Source organism: Enterobacter sp. AG326 (assembly GCF_004362415.1).
GTDB lineage: Bacteria > Pseudomonadota > Gammaproteobacteria > Enterobacterales > Enterobacteriaceae > Enterobacter > Enterobacter asburiae.
Map to the genome: position 1 here is coordinate 562,731 of NZ_SNXG01000003.1, position 23,925 is coordinate 586,655.

Genomic DNA, 23,925 nt, shown 5'->3' on the forward strand with positions numbered 1-23,925 from the left:
TATTTTCACATCGGCTGAGCCGACCTGTTGTCAGAAAGGCCAGCAGTGTGACGTGCTGGCCTGTCGGTTTTCTTATGAATCTGGAATGGTGAGCGTGTCGTCGCGTTAGCGCAGCGCCTCAAGAACGGCGCCGTCTTCATCCATCTGATCCAGACGGGTGAGCAGCTTGCGAGTGATGTGCTCAAGCTGGTCGCGCTCGGCGGTGCTGAGGGCAGACCAGAGTTTGTGCAGGCAATTGTGCTGAGGTGGCAGCACCTCGCGCAGGAACTGGTGACCTTTATCGGTCAGTTGCAGATGCAGGCAGCGGCGATCGTTGTCGCTTTCACGGCGCTCAATCCAGCCACGCTTTTCGAGTTCATCGGCAATACGGGTCGCATTGGTACGGGAGGAGCCCAGCGCGCAGCTCAGTTCGGAAGGCTGAATGCTGTGATTTTCCTGAGACTCCAGCGTAATCAACGCCATAAACAACGTCTCGTTAATCCCTTGAGCTTTCAGCATTTTATTACGGTTTTCCAGTAGCTTACCCTGCATGTGCATGCACAGGCGAGTCAGCAGGATTTCCTGGTACGGGAAGTCCTCATGGCGACTGGCGCGGAATTTAAGCATTTGTTCAATGGGCGTAAACGAACTATCCATTTGGGCATAACCTCATTAATTACAGCCGATATAGTAACGATAGTGACAAATAATGTAAATGAATTATTTGTGCGGTTATATCCGCCAAACTTATGTCACCATCAGAAAGCGCCGGGTAAGTCCGTGACCCGGTGAGCACAGAAAGCGTAGGGTGTGAACCCGCTGAAGAGAGGATGTGAGGACGGGGGTCTGAACTATTCATGCCGATTGAAAATATGTCACCCACATTAAAATTTCTGGGATAAATGATTACGTTTACATTAACAGAGTGAAGGGCCTCTTAACACCCTAAGAGGCCAACTCAATGTAAATGTTAGTTAATTGCATCCTGACGGTGATAACCGCGCCACCATACTAGCAGGTTGAGGGTGGCGACGATGGCCCCGATCGCGCATACCCCCGACCAGCCCGCATGCTGCCACGCCGACGCTGAAATGAGTGAACCCGCCGCGCCGCCGATGAAGTAGCTGGTCATGTATCCGGCCGTCAGGCGGTTACGCGCCTCTGGCTTCACGCGATAGATGACGGTCTGATTGGTGATGTGAACGCCCTGAACGGTGAGATCGAGCACCAGGATACCGACAATCAGCGCCAGCACCGAGATGTGTCCGTACCAGATCGCCGCCCAGGAGAGCAGAAGTAAAACCAGCCCTGCGGAGGTGGTAAGGTGGGATTTGCCCTTGTCGGCCAGCCCGCCTGCGGGACGCGCGCCCAGTGCGCCTGCGGCACCGGCCAGGCCGAACAGGCCAATCACCCCTTCGGAATAGTTGAACGGCGGCGCGGCCAGCAGAAACGCCATCGACGTCCAGAGAATGCTGAAGTTAGCGAAGGTGAAACAGCCCAGCAGGGCGCGGGTGCGCAGAAGCTTGTCCTGCGTAAACAGGCTGAAAACGGAGGCCAGCAGCTGAGGATAGTTCAGGTGATTTTCCTGCTTCACCTTTGGCAGCCCGCGCCACAGCGCCAGCGCCATGATGACCATCAGCACGCTCGCCACCCAGTATACGGTGCGCCAGCCGCCGAGGCTTGCCAGCAGCCCTGCAACGGTACGCGCCAGCAAAATCCCCAGCAGCAGGCCGCTCATGATGGTGCCCACCACCTTGCCGCGTTTTTCCGGAGAGGCGAGGGTCGCGGCGAGCGGGACCAGGATTTGCGCCACCACGGAGAACAGCCCCGTAAGCGCGGTTCCGACGATCATCATCGTCAGCGACTGGCTGCTGGCGGTGATCAGCATCCCACCGGCGGCCAGCAGGGTCATAGAAACGATCAGCATTCGGCGTTCAAACATATCGCCGAGCGGCACCAGAAACAGCAGCCCGGCGGCATAGCCCAGCTGTGCTGCGGTAACGATAAAGCCTGCGGAGCTGGCGGAGAGATTGAACGCGCGGGCGATGGTGTCGAGAAGAGGCTGCGCGTAATAGTTGCTGGCGACCGCCAGACCCGTTGCCACGGACATTAAAAGGATGAGTGCGGGGCTAAGCCCTTGAGTTGTTTTTGTCATTAGTTTCAGGAATCGTTAGTTGAGTGATTATTTTTCCGGAAACCATAATAGCTAATGATTGTGAAAGTTGGGGATTGTTGGGTGATGTATTGTGCGGTTTAGGTGGATGGTGCGGTCTGGTGCCCTCACCCTAACCCTCTCCCACAGGGAGAGGGAACGCTAACAGAGGGCCGGGGTGAGGGAAAATGTTTTACTTCTGCGCTTCAAGCGCCTCTTTCACCCAGCCGTCAAACTGCTGCTGGTGGGCTTTGATCCAGCCGTCGACGTGGCCTTTCACATCCGCTTCAGACGATTTGCCCGCATGCATCATCGCGTTCTGGGCATTGATGTCCGCCAGCGGCAGCTTCATTACCGAGAACAGCTTCGCCGCCGCCGGGTTTTTCTCCGCCCAGGCTTTGTTGGCCACGATATGCATGGTGTTCACCGGGAAGCCGTAGTTCATGCCGTTCGGCAGTTTGGTGTCGATATCCTTCTGCTCGCCCGGCAGGGAGGAGAACGGAACCTGCAGCCACACCACGTCTTTGCCCGGCTTCAGCACGTCGCTCACCCAGTACGGCGTCCAGGTGTAGTAGATCACCGGTTTACCCTCTTTGAAGCGGGCAATGGTGTCGGCCATCATCGCGGAGTAGTTGCCGTGGCTCACGTCGACCGTTTTCGCCAGATCGAACGCTTTGTTCTGGTGGTTAATCACCGCTTCACAGCCCCAGCCCGGCGAGCAGCCCATCATGTCGGCCTTGCCGTCACCGTTGGTGTCGAACAGTTTGGCGATCTTCGGATCTTTCAGCTGTTCAATGTTGGTAATGTGGTACTTATCGGCGGTTTTTTTGTCGATCAGATACCCCTGCGCTGCGCCCGTCACGAAGGTGCCTTCGCGATAGAACTTCTTGTCGCCACCGGCGGCGGCATACATGTCGTCGTGCAGCGGCTGCCAGTTCACCGCGGTAAAGGTGGCGTCACCGGAGGCGATCGACGTGTAGCCTACGTTGTAGTCCACTTCGCTCGGCGTGTTAACCGTGTAGCCCAGCTTCTCCAGCGCGCGGCTGACGATCTGGGTCTGGAAGCTCTCTTCCGAAATGGTGCTCTGCACCGGCTGTACGGTAATGCCTTTGCCAGGCAGGTCAGCCGCAAACGCGCTGGTGGAGACAAGGGTGGCAAACGCTGTGGCAAAAAGTACGTTATGTCGCATCGTTGTTCCTTATTTTGATTTCGTGAAAGGGCGGGTGAGTAACCCGACAGGGCCGGTGGTATACCAGCGACGGTTGCCGCGACTGCGTGAATCACGACCGACGGCCTGGGTCAGGCGGTCAAGGATAATGGCGAGGATCACAATGCCGACGCCGCCGACGGTGGCCAGCCCCATGTCGAGACGGCCAATGCCGCGCAGCACCATCTGGCCCAGTCCGCCAACGGCGATCATCGAGGCGATCACCACCATCGACAGGGCCAGCATCAGCGTCTGGTTAACGCCCGCCATGATGGTCGGCATCGCCAGAGGAAGCTGAACCTTAAACAGCATCTGGCGCGGGCTGGCGCCGAACGAGCGTGACGCTTCGATCAGGTCCGCAGGCACCTGGTTAATCCCCAGAATGGTCAGACGAATAATCGGCGGCAGGGCGAAGATAATGGTCACCACCACGCCCGGCACGTTGCCGATGCCAAACAGCATCACGATAGGCACCAGATAGACGAACGCCGGGGTGGTCTGCATCGCATCCAGCAGCGGGCGAATAATCTTCGCCGCTCGCGGGCTGCGCGCCAGCCAGATCCCCATCGGCAAGCCGATGACAACGCAGAAGAGCAGGGCGGTCAGCACCAGAGCCAGGGTGATCATTGCCTGCGACCACGCGCCAATTGCGCCAATGGCAATCAGCGAGATCAGCGTGGCGATCCCCATCCCCGCGCTACCGAACTGCCAGGCGATCAGGGAGAACAGGATAATCGCCACCGGTGCCGGCATGCCCAGCATCAGCTGCTGGAAGCCGTTCAGGATGTAATCCACCGGGACGCGGATCCCCTGGAAGACCGGACGGAAGTGCGTGACCACCCAGTCGATCCCTTCCGTGACCCAGCTGTCCAGCGGGATCAGCGTTTTGTGGAACGGATCCATGATGTTGAAGTGTTCTGGCGCAGGCGCGGGTGCGCTGTTCAGCCAGTCTGCCGCGCCGCCGCCATCGGTCGGCGCTGGCGTGGAACCCCACGCGTCGGCGGATTGCGAAGCGCTGTCCGCTGCTTCAGTGGTGCCCCACGGGTTAGATTGATCGGTCATTGTTTGCCCCCTCGCGATCTAAAGCCTGCAGCAGCATCCGTTTTGAGATGATGCCGACGTACTGTTGTTCCTCACCCACGACCGGCACGGCGCACGGCGCCTGGCCCACGTGAGAGAGCAACTCGCTGAGCGGCGTTTCGGCGTCCACGGCAAGCGGAGCGTCAATTAACGCCGCATCAATACCCTGGTTCTCAGTGAGAGCCGTTTTCAGGGAGTCGATGGAGACAATGCCAACAAATTTATTGCCGCGTTCAACCAGATAACCGTATTCACGGTCTTCGTCCTGCAGCAGCTTCAGCGCCGAGCGCGGGCCGAAGCCTGGCGTTTTACGGATAATGCCGTTTGGCGTTCGACGGGCAATATCTTTGGCGCTAAAGACCTGGCTAATATCCACGCCGCGGAAGAAGGTGCGGACATAATCGTTGGCCGGATTATTGAGAATTTCATCCGGCGTGCCGACCTGCACCACTTCACCGTTTTGCATAATGGCAATACGGTCGCCAATACGCATGGCTTCATCCAGATCGTGGGAAATAAAGACAATAGTTCGCTGATGTTTAGCCTGTAATTTTACCAGCTCATCCTGCATCTCGGTGCGAATTAACGGATCGAGGGCGGAGAAGGCTTCATCCATTAATAATATGTCTGGATTAATGGCTAATGCACGGGCTAATCCCACGCGCTGGCGCATACCGCCGGAAAGTTCATCCGGATACGCATGCGCATAATTTTCCAGCCCCACCTGACGCAGGGCATCAAGGGCTTTTTCCTGACGTTCCTGAGCCGGCGTGCCGGCTAATTCCATGCCGAAAGCGGTATTATCCAGCACCGTCATGTGCGGCATTAGCGCGAATGACTGGAACACCATTGCGATCTTCTTTCTGCGCACCTCGCGAAGCTCTGCGTCTGATATTCTGGCGATGTCCACGCCGTCAATCAGCACCTGCCCGCGGGTGGGTTCAATCAGGCGATTGAGAAGGCGAACCATAGTGGATTTACCCGAACCGGATAATCCCATGATGACAAAAATCTCGCCTTCTTCAATGGCCAGACTGGCGTCTTTAACGCCAAGCGATAGCCCGGTTTTTTCCAGAATTTGCTCTTTCGTAAGGCCTTTCTCAATATATTTGAATGCGCGCTGCGGGTGCTCGCCAAATACTTTATAAAGATTTTTCACTTCTAATTTAATTGCCATGCAATAGAGAGTGTCCTGTTATTTGTTTATGCCGATATGATTACCATGGTAAATTGTTAACGGGCATAACCCTAACATACTGAGAATCTGAGACAACCCTGAGTCGAGCTGAGGGAAGAATTTTGACACAAGCGAAACGGCTGAATTTCCCATGAATAAAGGGCTGAGGGTGGTTTGAATTTTTCTCAATTTTTTGCTGCTGCATCGGGAAATTTCGCCTGAACCGGAATGATTCAGGCGAATATGACGTGGAAATTACAGTGTAGTTGTTTTGTAAATATTAGAGAGAGAATTGTTGGGTTTATATTAAATTAACGAACGTTAGCGTTCATTAAAAATCCCAGTCTTCATCCTCGGTTTCTACCGCTTTGCCCATCACGTACGATGAGCCGGATCCCGAGAAGAAATCGTGGTTTTCGTCGGCATTGGGCGACAGCGCGGCCAGAATCGCCGGGTTCACCTCCGCCATCTCCGGCGGGAACAGCGCGTCGTAACCCAGGTTCATCAGCGCCTTGTTGGCGTTGTAGCAGAGGAAGGCCTTCACGTCGTCCTCCCAGCCGGTACCAGCGTAGAGTTCCTCGGTATAGCTCAGCTCGTTGTCGTACAGATCCATCAGCAAATCGAGCGCAAAGCCTTTAAGCTCCTCGCGCTTCGCCTCGCTGACTTTCTCCAGCCCTTTCTGATACTTATAGCCAATGTAATACCCGTGTACCGCTTCATCGCGAATGATGAGCCGAATCAAATCGGCGGTGTTGGTGAGCTTGCCCCGGCTCGACCAGTACATGGGCAGCCAGAAGCCGGAATAGAAGAGGAAAGATTCCAGGAACACGCTGGCGATCTTTTTCTTCAGCGGCTCGTCGGCGCGGTAATATTCCAGAACCAGCTCCGCCTTTCTCTGTAATGACTCGCTCTCTTCGCTCCAGGCGTAGGCCGCGTCCACGTCTTTGGTCTGGCACAGGGTCGAGAAAATCGAGCTGTAGGAGCGGGCATGCACCGCCTCCATAAAGCTGATGTTCGACATCACCGCCTCTTCGTGCGGCGTTAGCGCGTCGCTCATCAGAGCGGGTGCACCGACGGTATTTTGAATGGTGTCCAGCAGCGTCAGGCCGGTAAAGACGCGGATCGTCAGCTGCTGCTCGGCGTGGCCGAGCGTTTGCCAGGCCGGAATATCGTTGGAGAGCGGAACCTTTTCCGGCAGCCAGAAGTTGCTGGTCAGGCGGTTCCACACCTCCAGGTCTTTATCGTCCTGGATTTTGTTCCAGTTAACGGCACTCACGCGTGACAGTTTCATCCTTTCTCCTTACAGCGCGCAGGACACGCAGCCTTCGATTTCGGTGCCTTCCAGCGCAAGCTGGCGCAGGCGAATGTAGTAGAGCGTTTTGATGCCCTTCTTCCAGGCGTAGATCTGCGCTCTGTTGATATCCCGCGTGGTGGCGGTGTCCGGGAAGAACAGCGTCAGCGACAGCCCCTGATCCACATGCTTTGTCGCCTCGGCGTAGGTATCGATGATTTTTTCCGGGCCGATCTCATACGCATCCTGATAGAGCGCCAGGTTCTCATTGGTCATAAACGGGGCAGGGTAGTAAACGCGCCCGGTTTTGCCTTCCTTGCGGATTTCAATTTTCGACACGATCGGGTGAATGCTCGACGTGGCGTGGTTGATGTAGGAAATCGATCCGGTCGGCGGGACGGCCTGCAGGTTCTGGTTATAAATGCCGTAGCGGATCACGTCGTCACGCAGCTGCTGCCACATCTCGCGCGTCGGCAGGGTAATCCCCGCGAGGGCAAACAGTTCGCGCACTTTTTCGGTTTTCGGCTGCCAGTCGCCTTCCAGATACTGGCTGAAATATTCCCCGCTGGCGTAGCGGGACTGCTCAAAGCCCGCGAACCGCTGGTTACGCTCGCGCGCCAGCATCATCGAGGTGTGCAGAGCGTGCCAGGTAATGGTGTAGAAATAGAGATTGGTGAAATCCAGCCCTTCCGGACTGCCGTAGGCGATGCCTTCGCGCGCCAGATAGCCGTGCAGGTTCATCTGCCCCAGCCCGATGGCGTGCGACGCGGCGTTGCCCGCTTCAATAGACGGCACGCTGCGGATGTGGCTCATGTCCGATACCGCCGTCAGACCGCGAATGGCGGTCTCCACCGTGCGGCCAAAGTCGGGGGAATCCATGGTGTGGGCAATATTCAGCGACCCGAGGTTGCAGGAAATATCCTTGCCGATGTCCGCGTAGTCCAGGTTCTCGTCGTAGGTAGACGCGCTGTTGACCTGCAAAATCTCCGAGCACAGGTTGCTCATGTTGATGCGCCCGGCAATCGGGTTCGCGCGGTTCACCGTATCTTCATACATGATGTACGGATAGCCGGACTCAAACTGGATCTCCGCAAGCCGCTGGAAGAAATCGCGGGCGTTGATGGTTTTTTTGCGAATGCGATCGTCGGCCACCAGTTCGTCATAAAGTTCGCTGATGGCCACGTCGCCAAACGCTTTGCCGTAAATACGCTCGATGTCGTACGGCGAGAAGAGCGCCATCTCGGCATTATCCTTAGCCAGCTTAAAGGTGATGTCCGGGATCACCACGCCGAGAGACAGGGTTTTGATGCGAATTTTTTCGTCGGCGTTTTCGCGTTTGGTATCAAGAAAACGCAGAATATCCGGGTGGTGCGCGTGCAGGTAAACCGCGCCCGCACCCTGACGGGCGCCAAGCTGGTTGGCATAGGAGAAGGCATCTTCCAGCATCTTCATCACCGGGATCACGCCGGAGGACTGGTTTTCGATGCGCTTGATCGCCGCGCCCGCTTCACGCAGGTTCGAGAGCAGAAACGCCACGCCGCCGCCGCGTTTGGAAAGCTGCAGCGCCGAGTTCACCGCGCGGCCAATCGACTCCATATTGTCTTCGATACGCAGCAGGAAGCAGGAAACCAGCTCGCCGCGCTGGGCTTTGCCGCAGTTGAGGAAGGTCGGCGTGGCGGGCTGGAAGCGACCGGAGAGGATCTCGTCGGTGAGCTGCTCCGCCAGCGCTTCATCACCCTGCGCCAGCGTCAGGGCCACCATCACGGTGCGATCTTCAAAGCTCTCTAAATAGCGTTTACCGTCAAAGGTCTTGAGGGTATAGCTGGTGTAATACTTCCACGCGCCGAGAAACGTCTGGAAGCGAAAGCCGCTGGAGTGGGCGCGTTCAAACAGCGTCACCACAAAGGCGCGATCGTAGCGGGTGAGCGTGCGCGCGTCGTAGTAGCCCTCGTTAACCAGATAGTCGAGACGTTCATTCTGGCTTGCAAACGTCACGCTGTTGGGCCGCACGTGGGCGGCAAAAAAGGCGTCCACCGCCTCACGATCTTTCTCGAACTGAATTCGCCCCTCCCGATCGTAGAGGTTAAGCATGGCGTTTAATGCGTGGTAATCCGGCGTCGCCTGAATCACCCGTTCTGCGGTTGTCGTTGCCAAAATTCGTTCACTCCTTTACGCACGTTTTCGACGTCCTGCTGTGTCCCCATCAGCTCAAAACGATAGAGATACGGCACGCCGCATTTTTGAGAAATGACATCCCCGGCGCGGCCGAAGGCATCGCCGAAATTGCGATTCCCCGCCGCGATCACGCCGCGAATCAGCCCGCGGTTATGAGGATCGTTCAGAAAGCGGATCACCTGGCGAGGCACGGCTCCCGCCGTGCCGCCTCCGCCATAGCTGGGCACCACCAGAATGTACGGTTCCTCTACCCGGATCCGCTCCCGCTCGTTCAGCGGAATGCGCACCGCAGGCAGCCCGACGCGCTCAATAAAGCGGAGCGTGTTTTCCGAGCTGCTGGAGAAATAGACCAGCCCGCTCATGCACGTGTGGCCTGAGCGCTCAGGCGGTTAATCATGTCCGGGCGGAAGCCGGACCAGCTTGTCTCCCCGGCGACCACCACCGGAAGCTGACGAAAACCCTGCTTGCGCAGGGTATCTGCGGCCTCAGGAACCTGGTCAACATTCACCATTTCAAACGCCACGCCGCGGCTTTCCATTGCCCGTTTGGTCGCGTGGCACTGAACACAATCGTTACGAGTGTAAATAATAATGCTCATGATTCGTATTTCCATTTAAAATGAGAGTGCGGCGCGAATCATCGCGTCGGGTTGTGTGTATCTTGCTAAAGGGAATACTAGATGTAGTTGTCTTAAGTTTCAACCATACAAGATATGGGAAATTTAGATTGATACCGCCCCTGTGATGAGCACAGCGGGGCAGGGCTGGCTGTACGGGTTTTTCAGGCTAACGGGCATAAAAAAGCCCCGGCGCCTGAGGCTACCGGGGCTGAGAACGCGGGCTTATTTACGCAGGCTGAGCAGGGCACCGACGAAGATGCCGACCGCTGCGACGGTTCCCAGAGTACATAGCGGTTTTTCACGCACGAAGGTCGTAGCACAGCTTGCCATATCGCAGGCAGCCTGCGTGGCGCTTGAACGTCCGTTCATACGGGCGCGGGTTTCACGGAGCAGAGACTGAGCCTTACGCTTTGCGGCATCCGCTTCGTCCTTCGCGTCACTTCCCCAGGACTTCAGCACCTCTTCCAGCGTGTCCGCTAATTGGCTGACATCATTACGAATATCCTGAGCGTCGTCATTAATATCGTTTCGGTTCGGTCTGTTAAACATACGATCCTCCGTAATTTTGTGTTCCCGTTCAGTTTAGTTCAGAAATTTAATATCTGAAGCGCATCACGCGTTATCCGGCAGTTTATGGACTATTCTGAAAGCCCTGCTATTGCTGAATACTGTAAGGTTGCCGGGCAGGAAAAGATAACGAGGAAAAGATATGTATTTACGACCTGACGAGGTGGCACGCGTTCTTGAAAAAGAGGGATTCACCATGGATGAGGTGACGTCAAAAGCGTATGGATATCGCCGCGGCGAGAATTATGTTTATGTTAATCGCGAAGCAAGAATGGGACGTACCGCTCTCATTATTCACCCGACGCTGAAAGACAGAAGTCTGTCATTTGCTGAGCCTGCCTCGGATATTAAAACCTGCGATCATTATCAGCAATTTCCGCTCTATTTAGGCGGTGAACGGCATGAGCATTATGGTATTCCGCACGGTTTCAGTTCGCGTATGGCGCTGGAGCGATTTTTGAAGGGACTGTTTGGCGACGTACAGTAAATCCGCGACTGGCGTGCGCCAGTCGCTTCACATCACGCTTTTGCCTGGTTGTACTGGCTGACCTTGAACAGGCGGCGGCAGTAGTCGAGGAAATAGCCGTAAACGGCTCCCATCAACATCGAAATCACAATATTCGAACTGACCGCCGCAGCGATCTGGTGCCAGTCTGCACCGACTGTCAGGAGAATGGCCACGTAAACCGGCGACTGGAACGTCACATACGCCAGAACGTCCGCCAGGTTTTTCACCCAGCCTGCTGGGCTGATACGACGCGCGAAGCGCATTACGGCATCGCGGTATAAACCGTAAGGCCATGCAATAATAATATTGACCGGGATCGCCACCAGACGAGAAGAAAGCGACTGCTCGAAGGACATTCCGGAGAGGAATATTTCGATCAGCATGTTCACGACGGAACAGTAAACAACCATCGCGAAAGTATCCGCCACCGCGTGGCGCAGGCGAGATTGCGGCGAGAACATGTCTGAACTCCTTGAGAAGAACACAAAAGAAACGATTTTCCTACAGCGGTTAGTGCTTTAGGTTGGTTTGTTTGACGTGTATAGCGTATATCTCTGCGTTTGAACTAACAACTAGTGATTAATTTTTATTTAATCGCCTTTTGTCCACAAAATTCTCTAAAGTTGTTCGTTTTTTGTTCCGATCGTTATAATCTGTCTCGTTTGACATTTTTTACATTAAAATCAATAAGTTGTTTTTGTGGTGGCGAGAAGGAGGAATCCCTATCTGATAGCGGTGGAGTATGCTGTGGTTTGGATTAAAGTTGGCTATTTATATTAATGTGGTGATTGGATTCACCGGTCTCCTGTCAGCGCCTTGCGCTATTATTAACAGCGAGTTCTAAATATATTTACACTGATGCCCGTACGGACCCTTGGGTAGATATTTCAACTCAAATGAATTATTCTGTCGGGGATTTATCTATTTACCCCCCCAAAGAAAAGGTTTTCAAATAATATGTCTTTGACGTTACAGAATCTTAATAATATCCGAACCCTGCGCGCCATGGCGCGTGAATTATCCCTGGACGTTCTTGAGGAAATGCTGGAAAAGGTCAGGGTCGTTACTGAAGAGAAACGCAGCGAGCTGACGGAATTAGAGCAGCAGCGTGCTGAGCAGCAGGAAAAAATTAATGCCCTGCTGGAGCTGATGAAAGCTGATGGTATTTCACCGACTGACCTGCTGGGTTCTGAACTGGCGCAGACGGGTAAGCCAGCGAAAAAGCGTAAGCCGCGTGAAGCAAAATATCGCTTTATTGACCAGAATGGCGAAGAGAAAACGTGGACCGGCCAGGGCCGCACGCCGAAGCCTATCGCCAGCGCGCTGGCAGACGGTAAATCACTGGATGATTTTCTGATCTAACGAATGAGCCGGGCGGATACGCCGCCCGGCTAGCTGTTCAGCAGACGCCGAAATCGCCTTCTTCGGTATAAGGCGCTACATCGGCGGCTTTCAGCGTATATTTCTCGCCTTGCTCATTGCTGGCCTGGACCGCCACAATGCTGTCACCGTTTACTTCGAGCACTTTCAGTTTCGGGCCGCCTTTACGCGGTTGCACATAATCACCGACAGAAAACATATTACCTCCTCATCGTTTTAGCGATCTTCACCTTAGCCCACGCATGACGCCGGGTACAGCGTATTTCAACGATTACTGCTTATGAGGTACGCCGGTTCCAGGGCATCACCTTGAGCAGTCGCGCCATGCCGCAAAAGCCCGTCACACCGGCGAACAGCAGCCCGGCTCCGACAAAACCGCTGAGCAGGAAAAAGCCGCTGGAGACGCTATAGCCCAGCACCACGCCGCAGAGTATCAACAGCCCGGCGGCAATTTGCACCTGACGCATCAGCGGCAGCGGCTGGGATTTGTCTTCGATGGTCGGGAGTCCGGCCTGCTTCCAGCCCTGAATGCCCCCCTCGACCACAAATGCCTCTGCGGGCGCGGCGGCCTGAGCAAGGCGGTCGGCATTCCCCGACGTCCGTGCGCCGGACTGGCAGTGAAAAATCACCGTATCGCCCGCCTGCGCGTTAAGTGCGCCGGGTAAGGTATCCAGCGGCACGGACCGCGCGGCGGGAATATGCTCGCGGGCGTACTCATCGGCATCACGAATATCAATCAGTTTTGCGCCTTCAGCGACGCGGGCATTCGCCTGGCGCGGTGAAAGAAGAGGAAGTGACATGGCGACTCCTTACGGGCAATAAAGGGTTTTCAGGGTGCTGATAAGCTGATGTACCGCATCGTTTTTAATGGAATAGAGAATGCGCTGCGCGTCGCGAGTGCTGTCGATAAGCCCTTCCTCACGCATGCGCGCCAGATGCTGCGACGTGGCGGAAGGACTTAGCCCCGTGGCTCGCGCAAGCTCCCCCGCGCTGGTGCCGGGCGCTCCGCACAGGGTGCAGAGGATCAGCAGCCGACGCGGGTTGCTCATCGCTTTTAAGAGTGTGGCGGCCTGCCCGGCGCTGGCCTGAAGCTGTTCGAGTTCTGTCATAATAGTTTAGTATTTGCTTAATTAAGTAAATGCTAAACTAATTCGATGCATTAAACCAGCGTCAAAAGCGTAAAAGAGGGTAAACGCGAGGCCCGGAACTGGTACAGACGAATAAACTGGCTATGCTTACAGCGTTCTCTTTATTATTTTCAATGGATTAGATTGAACGGAGTGTTTATATGGGATTTTGGCGTATTGTTTTTACGATCCTCATACCGCCGCTGGGCGTGCTGTTGGGTAAAGGGTTTGGCTGGGCGTTTATTATCAACATTCTTCTGACGCTGCTGGGCTACTTCCCCGGCCTCATTCACGCGTTTTGGGTACAGAGCAAAAGCTAGGCGCGCCAGAGTAAATCGCTATAGATATCGGTCAGTACCCCCGCTGGACCAAACTGCTGCTTGATCCACCGCGTGACCTGGCCGGTTGCGGCATGCTGCGTGGCGAGCAGCATGCGCGAATCCTGACGCGGGTTATTAATCCGTCGGGTGACCAGCAGCCCCGCTTCGACCGCCTCGCGGGCCATGTATTCCGGCAAAAAGCCAATCCCTTCGCCCAGGATCTGACACTGACATTTGGTGTTAAAGTCCGGCACCAGAATTGCCTCCTGTCCGTGCAGCAGCCAGCCGACTTTTTTGTTAATGGTGTGCGCGGTATCTTCCACCATGATGTTGGGATACAGGCGCAGCTGGCTTTCCGCTATTGGCTCCGGGGTGAACGCCAGCGGGTGTTCCGGTGCGATGGCAAAGACCCAGCGAATGGCGCCGATCTCGGTGTAATCAATCCCGCCACCGTCCAGCAGCGTGTCCGGCGCGCCAATCGCGATGTTGGCCTGGTTGTTGATGATGGAGTCCCAGACGCCGTTGTAGACCTCGGTGGTCACGGTGATCTGACAGGTGGGAAACTGCTTTTTTAGCACCTGCAGCAGCCGCGCCGTATGGCGTGGGGTATACAAAAGCTGGTTGATACAGATGCGCACCCGCGCCTCAATGCCCTGAGAGATGGTATCAATCCCGCGCTTGATGGCGTGAAAGTCGTTCAGCAGGTCGGTGGCCTTACGGTAAAAGTAAAATCCGGACTCGGTCAGCTCGATGCTGCGCGTGCTGCGGACGAACAGCACCACGTCCAGCCCGGTCTCCATGCGCTTAATGGTGTAACTGATGGCAGATGTCGTCACGCCCAGCTCGGCGGCGGCTTTGCTGAAGCTGCCGAAGCGAGCGGCGGTAGTAAAGGCCAGCAGGTTTTCCTCGGTAAAGATGGAATTCATATCTCACTCTCTTCAGCCATCAGTTTTGAACATATTTTAACAGCGTTGTTACAACGCATTTGAAGCCGATCACAGTTCTGGCTCTTTGTCGAAAGCCGCATGCAGTAAGGCTTCGTCAGACATAAGCATAATGCAGCCAGAAGCGATAAAAAGCGGGAAAACATAAGAAAAAGGTTGCACAGACGCACGTTTTGACTGGTTTATTGAATTTACCTCAACAATGAATTGACTGTCGATGAATCATTTTTAAGCGGATTCTTTTATGACCAGGCTGTTGCTATTCTCAGGTCAACAGAAATAAAAACATCGGGAGTCTGAATATGTCTGCGAACGAACTCGTTACTGAATTTCTGCTGGCGGCAGAAGAGGGCAATAGCGATGCGCTAAAAGCCTGCCTGGAAAAAGGCGTGGATATTAACGCCACCAATCGACAGAAAAGAACCGCAGTTATTATTGCCAGCCTGAAAAAACATTATGCCTGCGTGGAGTTATTAATTGCCGCCGGGGCGGATATTGATAAACAGGATCAGACCTGCTTTAACCCCTTCCTGATTAGCTGCCTGACCAACGATATCACTCTGCTGCGCATTGTCCTTCCGGCAAATCCGGATCTCGAGCGCATGACGCGTTTTGGCGGCGTGGGCATTACGCCAGCCAGTGAAAAAGGGCACGTGGAGATCGTGCGCGAGCTGCTGGAAAAAACCGATATCAACGTCAACCACACCAACTTTGTCGGCTGGACGCCGCTGCTGGAAGCGATCGTGCTCAACGACGGCGGCGCGAAGCAGCAGGAGATCGTCAAGCTCCTTCTGGATCACGGTGCGAACCCGCACATGACCGATAAATATGGCAAAACCCCGCTCGAACTGGCGCGGGAAAAAGGTTTCGATGCAATAGCAGACCTGCTGCTGGCGGCGGGCGCATAGCGTATTCGGCCAGCCTTTTCCGGCTGGCCGTTAATTCAAAAGTATTTTTTACCGACGTGCATTTTGCACGACGGCGGCCCCCTTTTATCCGCTTTCAGGAGAAAATAATGCCAACGAAAATCGTCATAAAAAAGAACACCTATTTTGACTCCGTATCATTAATGTCCGTTTCCACCAAAGCCAATAAATTGCCGGGCGTCGACCAGGCGTTTGTCGCGATGGCGACGGAGATGAATAAAGGCGTATTAAAAAACCTCGGGCTATTAACGCCTGAATTAGCGGAAGCTAAAAACGGCGACCTGATGATCGTTATTAAAGGCGACGCGGCGAATGATGAAACGCTGGCGGCTATTGAAGCGCTGTTCACCCGTAAAGAGAGCGCAGGCTCCCATGAGGCGCGCTACGCCACGATTGCCAGCGCCAAAACCCATCGCCCGGACAGCAACCTCGCGGTCATTTCCGTCAACGGTACCTTCGCCGCCCGCGAAGCGCGCCAGGCGCTGGAAAACGATCTTAACGTGATGCTCTTCTCCGATAACGTATCGCTCGACGACGAGCTGGCGCTGAAGCAGCTCGCGCACCGGAAAGGGCTGCTGATGATGGGGCCGGACTGCGGCACCGCCATCATCAACGGCGCGGGACTGTGCTTTGCTAACGCGGTGCGCCGCGGGCCGATTGGCATCGTCGGCGCATCCGGTACCGGCAGCCAGGAGCTGAGCGTGCGCATTCACGAATTCGGCGGCGGCGTATCGCAGCTGATTGGCACCGGCGGGCGGGATCTCAGCGAGAAGATCGGCGGCCTGATGATGCTCGACGCCATCGACATGCTCGAAGCCGACGAGGGCACAGAGGTGATTGCGCTGATCTCCAAGCCGCCGGCACCCGCCGTGGCAGAAAAGGTGCTGGCCCGTGCCAGAGCCTGCCATAAGCCGGTTGTCGTCTGCTTCCTCGGCCGCAGCGAACCGCCCGCCGATGAGGACGGCCTGCAGTTTGCGCGCGGCACCAAAGAGGCGGCCCTGAAGGCGGTCCTGCTCACCGGCATCAAAAAAGAGTCCCTCGATCTGCATCCGCTCAACTGGCCGTTGATTGAAGAAGTGCGCGCCCGCCTGACCCCGCAGCAGAAGTACATTCGCGGCCTGTTCTGCGGCGGCACCCTGTGCGACGAGGCGATGTTCGCATCGCTTGCGAAATTTGACGACGTTTACAGCAACATCCAGCCGGATCCGGCTAAGCGCCTGAGCGACATCAGCGTCAGTAAAGCCCACACCTTCCTCGACTTTGGCGACGATGATTTCACCAACGGCAAGCCGCACCCGATGATCGACCCGACCAACCGCATCAGCCGCCTGCTGCAGGAAGCGCGCGATCCTGAGGTGGGCGTCATCGTGATGGACTTCGTGCTGGGCTTCGGCGCGCACGAGGATCCGGTCGGCGTGATGATCGACGCCATCAAAGAGGCGCAGGCGATCGCGAAGGCCGATAACCGTCCGCTGGAGATCCTCGGCTACGTGCTCGGCACCGACCAGGATCCGCAGTCGCTGGCGCAGCAGTGCCAGCTGCTGACCGACGCAGGCGTCATCTGGGCCAGCAGCAGTACCAACACCGGATTACTGGCACGCGAATTTGTCTGCAAAGGGGAGAAAGCATAATGACGACCTTATTCAACCAGCCGCTGAACGTGATTAACGTCGGCATTGCGATGTTCAGCGACGATCTCAAAAAACAGCACGTTCCCGTGACCCAGCTCGACTGGACGCCGCCGGGTCAGGGCAATATGCAGGTCGTTGAGGCGCTCGACCAGCTGGCGGAAAAACCGCTGGCGGAGAAAATCGCCGCCGCTAACCACATCGCCCTTGAGCGCATTATTCAGTCTCATCCGGTGCTTGTGGGCTATGACCAGGCCATTAACGTTGTGCCGGGCATGACCCGCACCACCATTCTGCACGCCGGTCCGCCTGTCGCCTGGGAAAACATGTGCGGGGCGATGAAGGGCGCGGTCACCGGGGCGCTGGTGTTTGAAGGGCTGGCGAAAGATCTGGACGACGCCGCAAGGCTCGCCGCCTCTGGCGAAATTACCTTCTCGCCGTGCCACGAGCACGACTGCGTGGGCTCGATGGCGGGCGTTACCTCCGCGTCGATGTTTATGCACATCGTTGAAAACAAAACCTACGGCAACCGCGCGTTCACCAACCTCAGCGAGCAGATGGCGAAGATCCTGCGCATGGGGGCCAACGACCAGAGCGTCATCGACCGCCTGAACTGGATGCGCGACGTGCTCGGCCCAATGCTGCGCGACGCGATGAAGATTATCGGCGAAATCGATCTGCGGCTGATGCTGGCCCAGGCGCTGCACATGGGCGACGAGTGCCACAACCGCAACAACGCGGGCACCACGCTGCTTATTCAGGCGCTAACGCCGGGGCTGATTCAGGCGGGCTATCCGGTGGAGCAGCAGCGCGAGGTGTTCGAGTTCGTCGCCAGCAGCGACTACTTCTCCGGCCCGACGTGGATGGCGATGTGTAAGGCCGCGCTGGACGCCGCTCACGGCATTGAGTACAGCACCGTCGTCACCACCATGGCGCGCAACGGCTACGAGTTTGGCCTGCGCGTTTCCGGTCTGCCGGGGCAGTGGTTCACCGGCCCGGCGCAGCAGGTGATTGGCCCGATGTTCGCGGGCTATAAGCCGGAAGACTCCGGGCTGGACATCGGCGACAGCGCCATCACCGAAACCTACGGCATCGGCGGCTTTGCGATGGCGACGGCCCCGGCGATTGTCGCCCTGGTGGGCGGCACGGTGGATGAAGCTATCGACTTCTCCCGCCAGATGCGCGAAATCACCCTCGGCGAAAACCCGAACGTCACCATTCCGCTGCTCTCGTTTATGGGCATTCCGACCGCCATCGACATCACCAAAGTCGCGGGCAGCGGCATTCTGCCGGTGATTAACACCGCCATTGCCCATAAAGACGCGGGCATCGGCATGATTGGGGCGGGCATCGTTCACCCGCCGTTTAGCTGTTTTGAAAAGGCGCTGTTGACCTTCCGCGATCGCTACTTTTTATAAGGCAAGCATCCATGAAAAACATGAAACTGGAGTGGAAAAGAGGTGACTGGGCGGCGTATTTCGGGTTGATGACCAACAACCTGACCAATTTGCTGACCATGATGGGGCTGCTCATTTTTGTCGTCGGCATCCCGCAGGAGATTGTTTATGGACGCATCGCGCCGGCCTTCGGGCTGGCGGTGCTGGTGGCGAGTATTTGCTACGCCTGGTTCGGCATGCAGATGGCGCGCGCCACCGGGCGTACGGACGTCACCGCGCTGCCGTCCGGTCCGAGCGCGCCGTCAATTTTTACCGTGACCTTCCTGGTGCTGATGCCGGTTTATCAGCAAACGGGCGATGCGGAGTTCGCGATCCAGATTGGCCTGGTGTGGTGCTTCGTGGAGGCGATGATCCTCGCGGGCGGTTCGTTTTTAGGGGAAACCATCCGCAAGATGATCCCGCGTACCGTGCTGCTGTCGTGCCTCTCCGGTTTGGGCCTGCTGCTGCTGGCGATGAACCCGATGCTGCAGGCGTTCGAAGCGCCGACCGTGTCGTTCATCGTGCTGCTGCTGATTTTCATCAACTGGTTTGGCAAAAAGCCGATTTTCGCCCGTATCCCGACCGGCCTGCTGCTGCTGATAGCCGGTACCGCACTGGCGTGGATCTCCGGTCTGCAAAGCCCGGAAGCGATTAAAGCGTCCATGTCATCCTTCGGCTTTAACCCGCCGCAGGTGCACGTGGAAGGCTTCCTGCAGGGCCTGCCGCACGCGCTGCCTTATCTGGCATCTGCCGTGCCGCTGGGGCTGGCGAACTACATCTTTGACCTGGAGAACATCGAAAGCGCCCACGCGGCGGGGGATGCGTACCCGACGCGTAAGGTGATGCTGGCGAACGGTCTGGCGTCGATGCTCGGTTGTCTGATGGGCAACCCGTTCCCGGTGACGGTCTACGTCGGCCATCCCGGCTGGAAAGCGATGGGTGCGAGCATCGGCTACACGCTGGCCTCCGGCGTGACCATGTTCATCGTGCCGCTGTTCGGGCTGGGGGCGTTTATGCTCGCCATCATTCCGATGACCGCCATCGTGCCGATTCTGGTGTTTATCGGCGTTGTCACCGCCAACCAGGTGGTGAGGGAAACGCCCAAAGTGGAGGTGCCGGTGATCTTCATCTGCCTGTTCCCGTGGATCGCCAACTGGGCGCTGACGATGATGAACAGCGTGATGGGGGCGGCGGGCACCAGCGCGGCGAAGATCGGCACCGACGTGCTGCACAGCAAAGGAATTTACTACGAAGGCCTGGTGCATCTCGGCAACGGCGCGCCGCTCGCCAGCATGCTGTGGGGCTGTATCGCCATCTTCGCCATCATCAACAAGCCGCTGCGCGGAGCCGTTGCGGCCGCCGTCGGGGCGCTGCTGGCGCTGTTTGGGGTGATCCATGCCCCGGTAGTGGGCTTTGCCGAAGGCAGTTCGCTGATGTTCGTCACCGCGTATCTGATGATGGGCGGCATGTTTGTGGTGAAGCATGTGCTGGATACCTCTGTTAATCCCCCTCTCCCTGTGGGAGAGGGCCGGGGTGAGGGCACCAGAACGCACCTTCTAAAGGAAACAAAATGAAAGAGCTTATGGTCGTCGCCATCGGCGGCAACAGCATTATCAAAGACAACGCCAGCCAGTCGATTGAACACCAGGCGCAGGCGGTGAAAGCGGTGGCAGAGTCGGTGCTGGAAATGCTGGCCTCCGACTATGACATCGTGCTCACGCACGGCAACGGCCCTCAGGTGGGGCTGGATCTTCGCCGCGCCGAAATCGCCCACGAGCGGGAAGGGCTGCCGCTGACGCCGCTGGCAAACTGCGTGGCGGACACCCAGGGCGGGATTGGCTACCTGATCCAGCAGGCGCTCAACAATCGCTTGGCCGCGCGCGGGGAGCAAAAAGCGGTCACGGTCGTCACGCAGGTGGAGGTGGATAAAAACGATCCGGGCTTTGCTCACCCTACCAAACCTATTGGTGCGTTCTTCACCGAGGCGCAGCGCGATGAGCTACAGCGCGCACACCCGGACTGGCATTTTGTCGAGGATTCAGGCCGTGGCTACCGTCGCGTGGTGGCCTCACCGCAGCCGCTGCGGATTGTCGAGGCGGATGCGATCAAGGCCCTGACGCAAAAAGGCTTTGTGGTGATCGGCGCGGGCGGCGGCGGAATACCCGTGATTCGCAGCGAGCAGGGCGACTACCAGAGCGTCGATGCGGTGATTGATAAAGATCTCTCCACCGCGCTGCTGGCGCGCGAGATCGGCGCCGACGTGCTGGTGATCACCACCGGCGTGGAGAAGGTGTGCATCAACTTCGGCAAGCCAGACCAGCAGGCGCTGGACACTGTAAACGTGGCGCAGATGACCCGCTACAGGGAGGAGGGCCACTTCCCGGCGGGCAGCATGCTGCCCAAAATCGTCGCCTCGCTGGAATTTTTACACCACGGCGGCAGGCGCGTGATTATCACCTCGCCGGACTGCCTGCCCGCGGCGCTGCGCGGGGAAACCGGCACCCATATTGTTAATGAAGGAAGATAAGATGAGTGAAAACAAAAGCCGCCGCGAATTTATTAGCCAGAGCGGCAAAATGGTCACCGCCTGCGCGCTGTTTGGCGCCACCGGATCCGTCGCGTATGCTGCTGACTCCGCGAAGCCAACCTGCGAGACGGGCAAACCGATGAGCATCACCGCGAAACATTACTATCTGGACAACGTGCTGCTGGAGGCCGGGTTCAACGTCGACGGCGGCGTGGCGACGAGCACCCGCACCGAACTGAAAACGCTGGAAATCAAGGACGGGAAGATCGTCGCCCTGCGCGACAACAAGAGCCACGCCGACGCCACGCTGCCGCACTATGACGCAGGCGGCAAGCTGATGCTTCCGGCGATGCGCGACATGCACATTCACCTGGATAAAACCTTTTACGGCGGTTCGTGGCGCTCCCTGAACCGCCCCGCGGGCACTACGATTCAGGACATGATCCGCCTTGAGCAGAAGCTGCTGCCGGAGCTGCAGCCCTACACCCAGGAGCGCGCGGAAAAGCTGATCGACCTGATCCAGTCGAAAGGCTCCACCATCGCCCGCAGCCACTGCAATATCGAGCCGACCTCCGGCCTGAAGAATCTGGAAAACCTGCAGGCGGTTTTATCGCGCCGTAAGCCCGGCTTTGACTGCGAAATCGTCGCTTTCCCGCAGCACGGCCTGCTGCTGTCGAACTCCGAAAAGCTGATGCGCGAGGCGATGCAGGCCGGAGCGCACTACGTGGGCGGGCTGGACCCAACCAACGTCGACGGCGCGATGGAGAAATCCCTCGACACCATGTTCCAGATTGCGCTGGACTACGATAAAGGGGTGGACATTCACCTGCACGAAACCAGCCCGGCGGGCGTGGCGGCGGTGAACTACATGGTCGAAACCGTGGAGAAAACGCCGGAGCTGAAGGGCAAGCTGACCATCAGCCACGCCTTTGCGCTGGCGACGCTCAACGAGCCGCAGGTGGATGAGATCGCCACCCGCATGGCGGCGCAGCGGGTGACCATCGCCTCCACGGTGCCGATTGGCACCCTGCATATGCCGCTGAAGCAGCTGCGCGAGAAGGGCGTGTTCGTGATGACGGGAACCGACAGCGTCATCGACCACTGGTCGCCGTACGGTCTGGGGGACATGCTGGAGAAAGCGAATCTTTACGCTCAGCTCTACATCCGCCCGAACGAGCAGACGCTCTCCCGCGCGCTCGGTATCGCCACCGGCGACGTGCTGCCGCTGAATGACAAAGGCGAGCGCGTGTGGCCAAAAGCGCAGGACGACGCCAGCTTTGTGCTGGTGGATGCCTCCTGCTCCGCCGAGGCCGTGGCGCGCATTTCTCCGCGCACCGCGACGTTCCATAAAGGAAATCTGGTCTGGGGCTCGGTGGGTTGACGTGCATTTCTCCCTCTCCCTGTGGGAGAGGGTTGGGGTGAGGGCATCAGGCCGCAGGCAATGCTTTATACTGGGAGTCACATTCTTAAAGAGGGATCTGCCATGGCACAAAACATCTACGACAATCCGGCGTTTTTTGAAGGCTACGCCCAGCTTCCGCGCTCGGTGCAGGGTCTGGACGGCGCGCCGGAGTGGCCCGCGCTTAAGGCCATGCTGCCGGATTTAACCGGCAAATCGGTTGTCGATCTCGGCTGCGGCTACGGCTGGTTCTGCCGCGCCGCGCGCGAGCTGGGCGCGGCTCACGTCACTGGAGTCGATATCTCAGAAAAGATGCTCGCCCGCGCGGCAGAACTGACTGACGACACTCAGATTCACTATCAGCGTAGCGATCTGGAATCTCTCACGCTTAACGAGAACAGCCTCGATCTGGTCTACAGCTCCCTGGCGCTGCACTACCTGCCGGAACTGGATACGCTATTCGCCAGGGTTCAGCGCGCGCTCAAGCCCGGCGGCAGCCTGGTCTTTTCGATGGAGCACCCGATATACACCTGCGCCACCCGTCAGGGCTGGCTGACCGACGACAGCGGAGAGCGGTTCTGGGGCGTGAACCATTATCAGGACGAGGGCAGGCGCGTCAGCAACTGGCTGGCGGACGGGGTGGTGAAATACCACCGCACGCTGGGCACCACGCTCAACGCGCTGATCGGGGCCGGATTAACGATAAGCGACGTCAACGAGTGGGGGCCAGCGCAGGCGCAGATTGATGCCTGGCCCGCGCTGGCCGAAGAAGCGGAGCGCCCGATGCTGGTGCTGATCGCCGCCCGTAAGGCTCAGTAACCCACCCTATACACCCGCCCGCTCTGCACGCCTTCCACGCTGCGGCGATAGGCCTGCGCCACGGTCGCGGCGGGAACGCTCTCAAAGCCCGGGAAGAAGCCGTCGTACGCTTCGGCGGATTCGGTGAGTACCGTCGGGCTAATCAGGTTGATGCGGATCCCGCGCGGCAGCTCGCAGGCGGCAGCGCGCACAAACCCTTCCAGCGCCGCATTTACCGTGGTGGCATTCACCCCCTGCGCAATCGGCTCGTGCGCCACGATGCCGCTTATCAGCGTAATAGAGCCGCCCTCGTTCAAATAATGCTGGCCGGTCAGCGCCAGGCGCACCTGCCCGAGCAGCTTGTCCTGCAGACCCTGGTTGAAGTCGCTGTCCTTCATGGTCGCGAGCGGGCCAAAATAAAGACCACCGCTGGCGGAAACAATCGCATCCACCGGGCCGATTTTCTCAAACAGCGCCTGGACGCTCGCCTGCGAGGTGATATCCACCTGCTCGTCGCCCTGCGTGCGGCCGACGCGGATGACCTCGTGACGACGACTCAGCTCTTCCGTTACCGCACGACCGACCGTACCGCTGGCACCAATAATGACGATTTTCATAGCCGACTCCTTATGTTGTGAGCCTTCATTCTTTACTAAATAAAAATGCAGATAAACTGGTCTAAAGT

The 23,925-nt window shown here is 57.4% G+C and carries 26 protein-coding genes; 10 read left to right on the top strand and 16 right to left on the bottom strand.

From position 1 onward, the window contains the following. Nucleotides 1-105: 105 nt before the first annotated feature. The 10 genes from mprA to DFO52_RS14240 all read right to left on the bottom strand — a co-directional run bounded on the left by mprA (nt 106) and on the right by DFO52_RS14240 (nt 10,229). Complete coding sequence (mprA, locus tag DFO52_RS14195) at nt 106-636, bottom strand: transcriptional repressor MprA (RefSeq protein WP_023308933.1); 531 nt, start codon at nt 634-636, stop codon at nt 106-108. Between the two features lie 313 nt (nt 637-949). After that, nucleotides 950-2,134 carry an MFS transporter gene (locus DFO52_RS14200; protein WP_029742048.1) on the bottom strand — a complete coding sequence of 395 codons (1,185 nt, stop codon included), beginning with the start codon at nt 2,132-2,134 and terminating at the stop codon, nt 950-952. A gap of 190 nt (nt 2,135-2,324) precedes the next feature. Beyond that, nucleotides 2,325-3,320, bottom strand: a complete 996-nt coding sequence (gene proX / locus DFO52_RS14205) for a glycine betaine/L-proline ABC transporter substrate-binding protein ProX (protein WP_133550612.1) — start codon at nt 3,318-3,320, stop codon at nt 2,325-2,327. Nucleotides 3,321-3,329: 9 nt separating this feature from the next. Further along, nucleotides 3,330-4,400 (bottom strand): glycine betaine/L-proline ABC transporter permease ProW, encoded by a 1,071-nt coding sequence (gene proW, locus DFO52_RS14210; RefSeq protein ID WP_133550613.1) that lies wholly within the window; start codon nt 4,398-4,400, stop codon nt 3,330-3,332. Continuing rightward, nucleotides 4,384-5,595 (bottom strand): glycine betaine/L-proline ABC transporter ATP-binding protein ProV, encoded by a 1,212-nt coding sequence (proV, locus tag DFO52_RS14215; protein WP_032660399.1) that lies wholly within the window; start codon nt 5,593-5,595, stop codon nt 4,384-4,386. Before proV ends, proW begins: the two co-directional genes overlap by 17 nt. Before the next feature lie 331 nt (nt 5,596-5,926). Then, nucleotides 5,927-6,886: a class 1b ribonucleoside-diphosphate reductase subunit beta gene (gene nrdF / locus DFO52_RS14220; protein ID WP_023333169.1), complete on the bottom strand. Its 960-nt coding sequence runs from the start codon at nt 6,884-6,886 to the stop codon at nt 5,927-5,929. 9 nt (nt 6,887-6,895) lie between these two features. Then, nucleotides 6,896-9,040 (bottom strand): class 1b ribonucleoside-diphosphate reductase subunit alpha, encoded by a 2,145-nt coding sequence (nrdE, locus tag DFO52_RS14225; protein ID WP_133550614.1) that lies wholly within the window; start codon nt 9,038-9,040, stop codon nt 6,896-6,898. Continuing rightward, nucleotides 9,013-9,423 (bottom strand): class Ib ribonucleoside-diphosphate reductase assembly flavoprotein NrdI, encoded by a 411-nt coding sequence (gene nrdI / locus DFO52_RS14230; protein WP_029742052.1) that lies wholly within the window; start codon nt 9,421-9,423, stop codon nt 9,013-9,015. The genes nrdE and nrdI overlap by 28 nt, the downstream gene beginning before the upstream one ends. Beyond that, nucleotides 9,420-9,659, bottom strand: coding sequence for a glutaredoxin-like protein NrdH (nrdH, locus tag DFO52_RS14235; RefSeq protein ID WP_023308925.1), 240 nt, complete (start codon nt 9,657-9,659; stop codon nt 9,420-9,422). The genes nrdI and nrdH overlap by 4 nt, the downstream gene beginning before the upstream one ends. A 243-nt stretch (nt 9,660-9,902) precedes the next feature. Beyond that, nucleotides 9,903-10,229 (bottom strand): DUF883 domain-containing protein, encoded by a 327-nt coding sequence (locus tag DFO52_RS14240; protein WP_133550615.1) that lies wholly within the window; start codon nt 10,227-10,229, stop codon nt 9,903-9,905. Nucleotides 10,230-10,389: 160 nt separating this feature from the next. On the opposite strand from DFO52_RS14240, the gene DFO52_RS14245 reads away from it, so the two are divergent. Further along, a complete protein-coding gene (locus DFO52_RS14245) occupies nt 10,390-10,734 on the top strand; it encodes a DUF2002 family protein (protein WP_023333165.1) in 345 nt (114 codons plus the stop codon). A gap of 32 nt (nt 10,735-10,766) precedes the next feature. Here the strand turns inward: DFO52_RS14245 and alaE are convergent, their stop codons facing one another. Further along, a complete protein-coding gene (gene alaE / locus DFO52_RS14250) occupies nt 10,767-11,216 on the bottom strand; it encodes an L-alanine exporter AlaE (protein ID WP_023308922.1) in 450 nt (149 codons plus the stop codon). 496 nt (nt 11,217-11,712) lie between these two features. Here alaE and stpA point away from each other — a divergent pair, with 496 nt between their 5' ends. Continuing rightward, a complete protein-coding gene (gene stpA, locus DFO52_RS14255; RefSeq protein ID WP_032660403.1) occupies nt 11,713-12,117 on the top strand; it encodes a DNA-binding protein StpA in 405 nt (134 codons plus the stop codon). A gap of 37 nt (nt 12,118-12,154) precedes the next feature. On the opposite strand, the gene DFO52_RS14260 is transcribed toward stpA, so the two are convergent. The 3 genes from DFO52_RS14260 to DFO52_RS14270 form a co-directional block, all read right to left on the bottom strand. Next, on the bottom strand, nt 12,155-12,334 hold the full coding sequence (locus DFO52_RS14260; RefSeq protein WP_023308920.1) for a hypothetical protein: 180 nt from the start codon (nt 12,332-12,334) through the stop codon (nt 12,155-12,157). Nucleotides 12,335-12,413: 79 nt separating this feature from the next. Continuing rightward, the gene (locus DFO52_RS14265) at nt 12,414-12,935 is read right to left on the bottom strand and encodes a rhodanese family protein (RefSeq protein ID WP_047646211.1); all 522 of its coding nucleotides are present in this window, start codon (nt 12,933-12,935) and stop codon (nt 12,414-12,416) included. 9 nt (nt 12,936-12,944) lie between these two features. Continuing rightward, the gene (locus tag DFO52_RS14270; RefSeq protein ID WP_029742056.1) at nt 12,945-13,244 is read right to left on the bottom strand and encodes a metalloregulator ArsR/SmtB family transcription factor; all 300 of its coding nucleotides are present in this window, start codon (nt 13,242-13,244) and stop codon (nt 12,945-12,947) included. 179 nt (nt 13,245-13,423) lie between these two features. On the opposite strand from DFO52_RS14270, the gene DFO52_RS14275 reads away from it, so the two are divergent. Next, the gene (locus tag DFO52_RS14275; protein ID WP_023308917.1) at nt 13,424-13,582 is read left to right on the top strand and encodes a YqaE/Pmp3 family membrane protein; all 159 of its coding nucleotides are present in this window, start codon (nt 13,424-13,426) and stop codon (nt 13,580-13,582) included. Here DFO52_RS14275 and DFO52_RS14280 read toward each other — a convergent pair. Beyond that, a complete protein-coding gene (locus DFO52_RS14280) occupies nt 13,579-14,508 on the bottom strand; it encodes a LysR substrate-binding domain-containing protein (protein ID WP_029742057.1) in 930 nt (309 codons plus the stop codon). The genes DFO52_RS14275 and DFO52_RS14280 overlap by 4 nt on opposite strands. Nucleotides 14,509-14,828: 320 nt before the next feature. Between DFO52_RS14280 and DFO52_RS14285 the strand changes: the two genes are divergently transcribed. The 7 genes from DFO52_RS14285 (at nt 14,829) to DFO52_RS14315 (ending at nt 23,261) form a co-directional block, all read left to right on the top strand. After that, nucleotides 14,829-15,434, top strand: a complete 606-nt coding sequence (locus tag DFO52_RS14285) for an ankyrin repeat domain-containing protein (protein WP_133550616.1) — start codon at nt 14,829-14,831, stop codon at nt 15,432-15,434. Between the two features lie 107 nt (nt 15,435-15,541). Next, complete coding sequence (fdrA, locus tag DFO52_RS14290; RefSeq protein ID WP_133550617.1) at nt 15,542-17,083, top strand: acyl-CoA synthetase FdrA; 1,542 nt, start codon at nt 15,542-15,544, stop codon at nt 17,081-17,083. Further along, a complete protein-coding gene (locus DFO52_RS14295; protein ID WP_047646209.1) occupies nt 17,083-18,498 on the top strand; it encodes a DUF1116 domain-containing protein in 1,416 nt (471 codons plus the stop codon). Before fdrA ends, DFO52_RS14295 begins: the two co-directional genes overlap by 1 nt. A gap of 11 nt (nt 18,499-18,509) precedes the next feature. Beyond that, on the top strand, nt 18,510-20,090 hold the full coding sequence (locus DFO52_RS14300) for a hypothetical protein (protein WP_029740026.1): 1,581 nt from the start codon (nt 18,510-18,512) through the stop codon (nt 20,088-20,090). After that, nucleotides 20,087-21,043 (top strand): carbamate kinase family protein, encoded by a 957-nt coding sequence (locus tag DFO52_RS14305; protein ID WP_133550618.1) that lies wholly within the window; start codon nt 20,087-20,089, stop codon nt 21,041-21,043. Before DFO52_RS14300 ends, DFO52_RS14305 begins: the two co-directional genes overlap by 4 nt. Nucleotide 21,044: 1 nt before the next feature. After that, nucleotides 21,045-22,424, top strand: coding sequence for an amidohydrolase family protein (locus DFO52_RS14310; RefSeq protein ID WP_133550619.1), 1,380 nt, complete (start codon nt 21,045-21,047; stop codon nt 22,422-22,424). A gap of 102 nt (nt 22,425-22,526) precedes the next feature. Further along, the gene (locus DFO52_RS14315) at nt 22,527-23,261 is read left to right on the top strand and encodes a class I SAM-dependent methyltransferase (RefSeq protein ID WP_133550620.1); all 735 of its coding nucleotides are present in this window, start codon (nt 22,527-22,529) and stop codon (nt 23,259-23,261) included. Here DFO52_RS14315 and DFO52_RS14320 read toward each other — a convergent pair. Next, nucleotides 23,255-23,857, bottom strand: a complete 603-nt coding sequence (locus DFO52_RS14320) for a short chain dehydrogenase (protein WP_133550621.1) — start codon at nt 23,855-23,857, stop codon at nt 23,255-23,257. The two genes, DFO52_RS14315 and DFO52_RS14320, sit on opposite strands and share 7 nt — an antisense overlap. Nucleotides 23,858-23,925: the final 68 nt, after the last annotated feature.

Coding starts and splice junctions, on each gene's coding strand:
- DFO52_RS14285 (WP_133550616.1), top strand. CDS start 14,829: ATGTCTGCGAACGAACTCGTTACTGAATTTCTGCTGGCGGCAGAAGAG.
- proV (WP_032660399.1), bottom strand. CDS start 5,595: ATGGCAATTAAATTAGAAGTGAAAAATCTTTATAAAGTATTTGGCGAG.
- proX (WP_133550612.1), bottom strand. CDS start 3,320: ATGCGACATAACGTACTTTTTGCCACAGCGTTTGCCACCCTTGTCTCC.
- alaE (WP_023308922.1), bottom strand. CDS start 11,216: ATGTTCTCGCCGCAATCTCGCCTGCGCCACGCGGTGGCGGATACTTTC.
- proW (WP_133550613.1), bottom strand. CDS start 4,400: ATGACCGATCAATCTAACCCGTGGGGCACCACTGAAGCAGCGGACAGC.
- DFO52_RS14260 (WP_023308920.1), bottom strand. CDS start 12,334: ATGTTTTCTGTCGGTGATTATGTGCAACCGCGTAAAGGCGGCCCGAAA.
- DFO52_RS14300 (WP_029740026.1), top strand. CDS start 18,510: ATGAAAAACATGAAACTGGAGTGGAAAAGAGGTGACTGGGCGGCGTAT.
- DFO52_RS14320 (WP_133550621.1), bottom strand. CDS start 23,857: ATGAAAATCGTCATTATTGGTGCCAGCGGTACGGTCGGTCGTGCGGTA.
- stpA (WP_032660403.1), top strand. CDS start 11,713: ATGTCTTTGACGTTACAGAATCTTAATAATATCCGAACCCTGCGCGCC.
- DFO52_RS14200 (WP_029742048.1), bottom strand. CDS start 2,134: ATGACAAAAACAACTCAAGGGCTTAGCCCCGCACTCATCCTTTTAATG.
- DFO52_RS14270 (WP_029742056.1), bottom strand. CDS start 13,244: ATGACAGAACTCGAACAGCTTCAGGCCAGCGCCGGGCAGGCCGCCACA.
- nrdI (WP_029742052.1), bottom strand. CDS start 9,423: ATGAGCGGGCTGGTCTATTTCTCCAGCAGCTCGGAAAACACGCTCCGC.
- DFO52_RS14295 (WP_047646209.1), top strand. CDS start 17,083: ATGACGACCTTATTCAACCAGCCGCTGAACGTGATTAACGTCGGCATT.
- DFO52_RS14310 (WP_133550619.1), top strand. CDS start 21,045: ATGAGTGAAAACAAAAGCCGCCGCGAATTTATTAGCCAGAGCGGCAAA.
- DFO52_RS14315 (WP_133550620.1), top strand. CDS start 22,527: ATGGCACAAAACATCTACGACAATCCGGCGTTTTTTGAAGGCTACGCC.
- mprA (WP_023308933.1), bottom strand. CDS start 636: ATGGATAGTTCGTTTACGCCCATTGAACAAATGCTTAAATTCCGCGCC.
- DFO52_RS14240 (WP_133550615.1), bottom strand. CDS start 10,229: ATGTTTAACAGACCGAACCGAAACGATATTAATGACGACGCTCAGGAT.
- fdrA (WP_133550617.1), top strand. CDS start 15,542: ATGCCAACGAAAATCGTCATAAAAAAGAACACCTATTTTGACTCCGTA.
- nrdF (WP_023333169.1), bottom strand. CDS start 6,886: ATGAAACTGTCACGCGTGAGTGCCGTTAACTGGAACAAAATCCAGGAC.
- DFO52_RS14280 (WP_029742057.1), bottom strand. CDS start 14,508: ATGAATTCCATCTTTACCGAGGAAAACCTGCTGGCCTTTACTACCGCC.
- DFO52_RS14305 (WP_133550618.1), top strand. CDS start 20,087: ATGAAAGAGCTTATGGTCGTCGCCATCGGCGGCAACAGCATTATCAAA.
- nrdH (WP_023308925.1), bottom strand. CDS start 9,659: ATGAGCATTATTATTTACACTCGTAACGATTGTGTTCAGTGCCACGCG.
- DFO52_RS14245 (WP_023333165.1), top strand. CDS start 10,390: ATGTATTTACGACCTGACGAGGTGGCACGCGTTCTTGAAAAAGAGGGA.
- DFO52_RS14265 (WP_047646211.1), bottom strand. CDS start 12,935: ATGTCACTTCCTCTTCTTTCACCGCGCCAGGCGAATGCCCGCGTCGCT.
- DFO52_RS14275 (WP_023308917.1), top strand. CDS start 13,424: ATGGGATTTTGGCGTATTGTTTTTACGATCCTCATACCGCCGCTGGGC.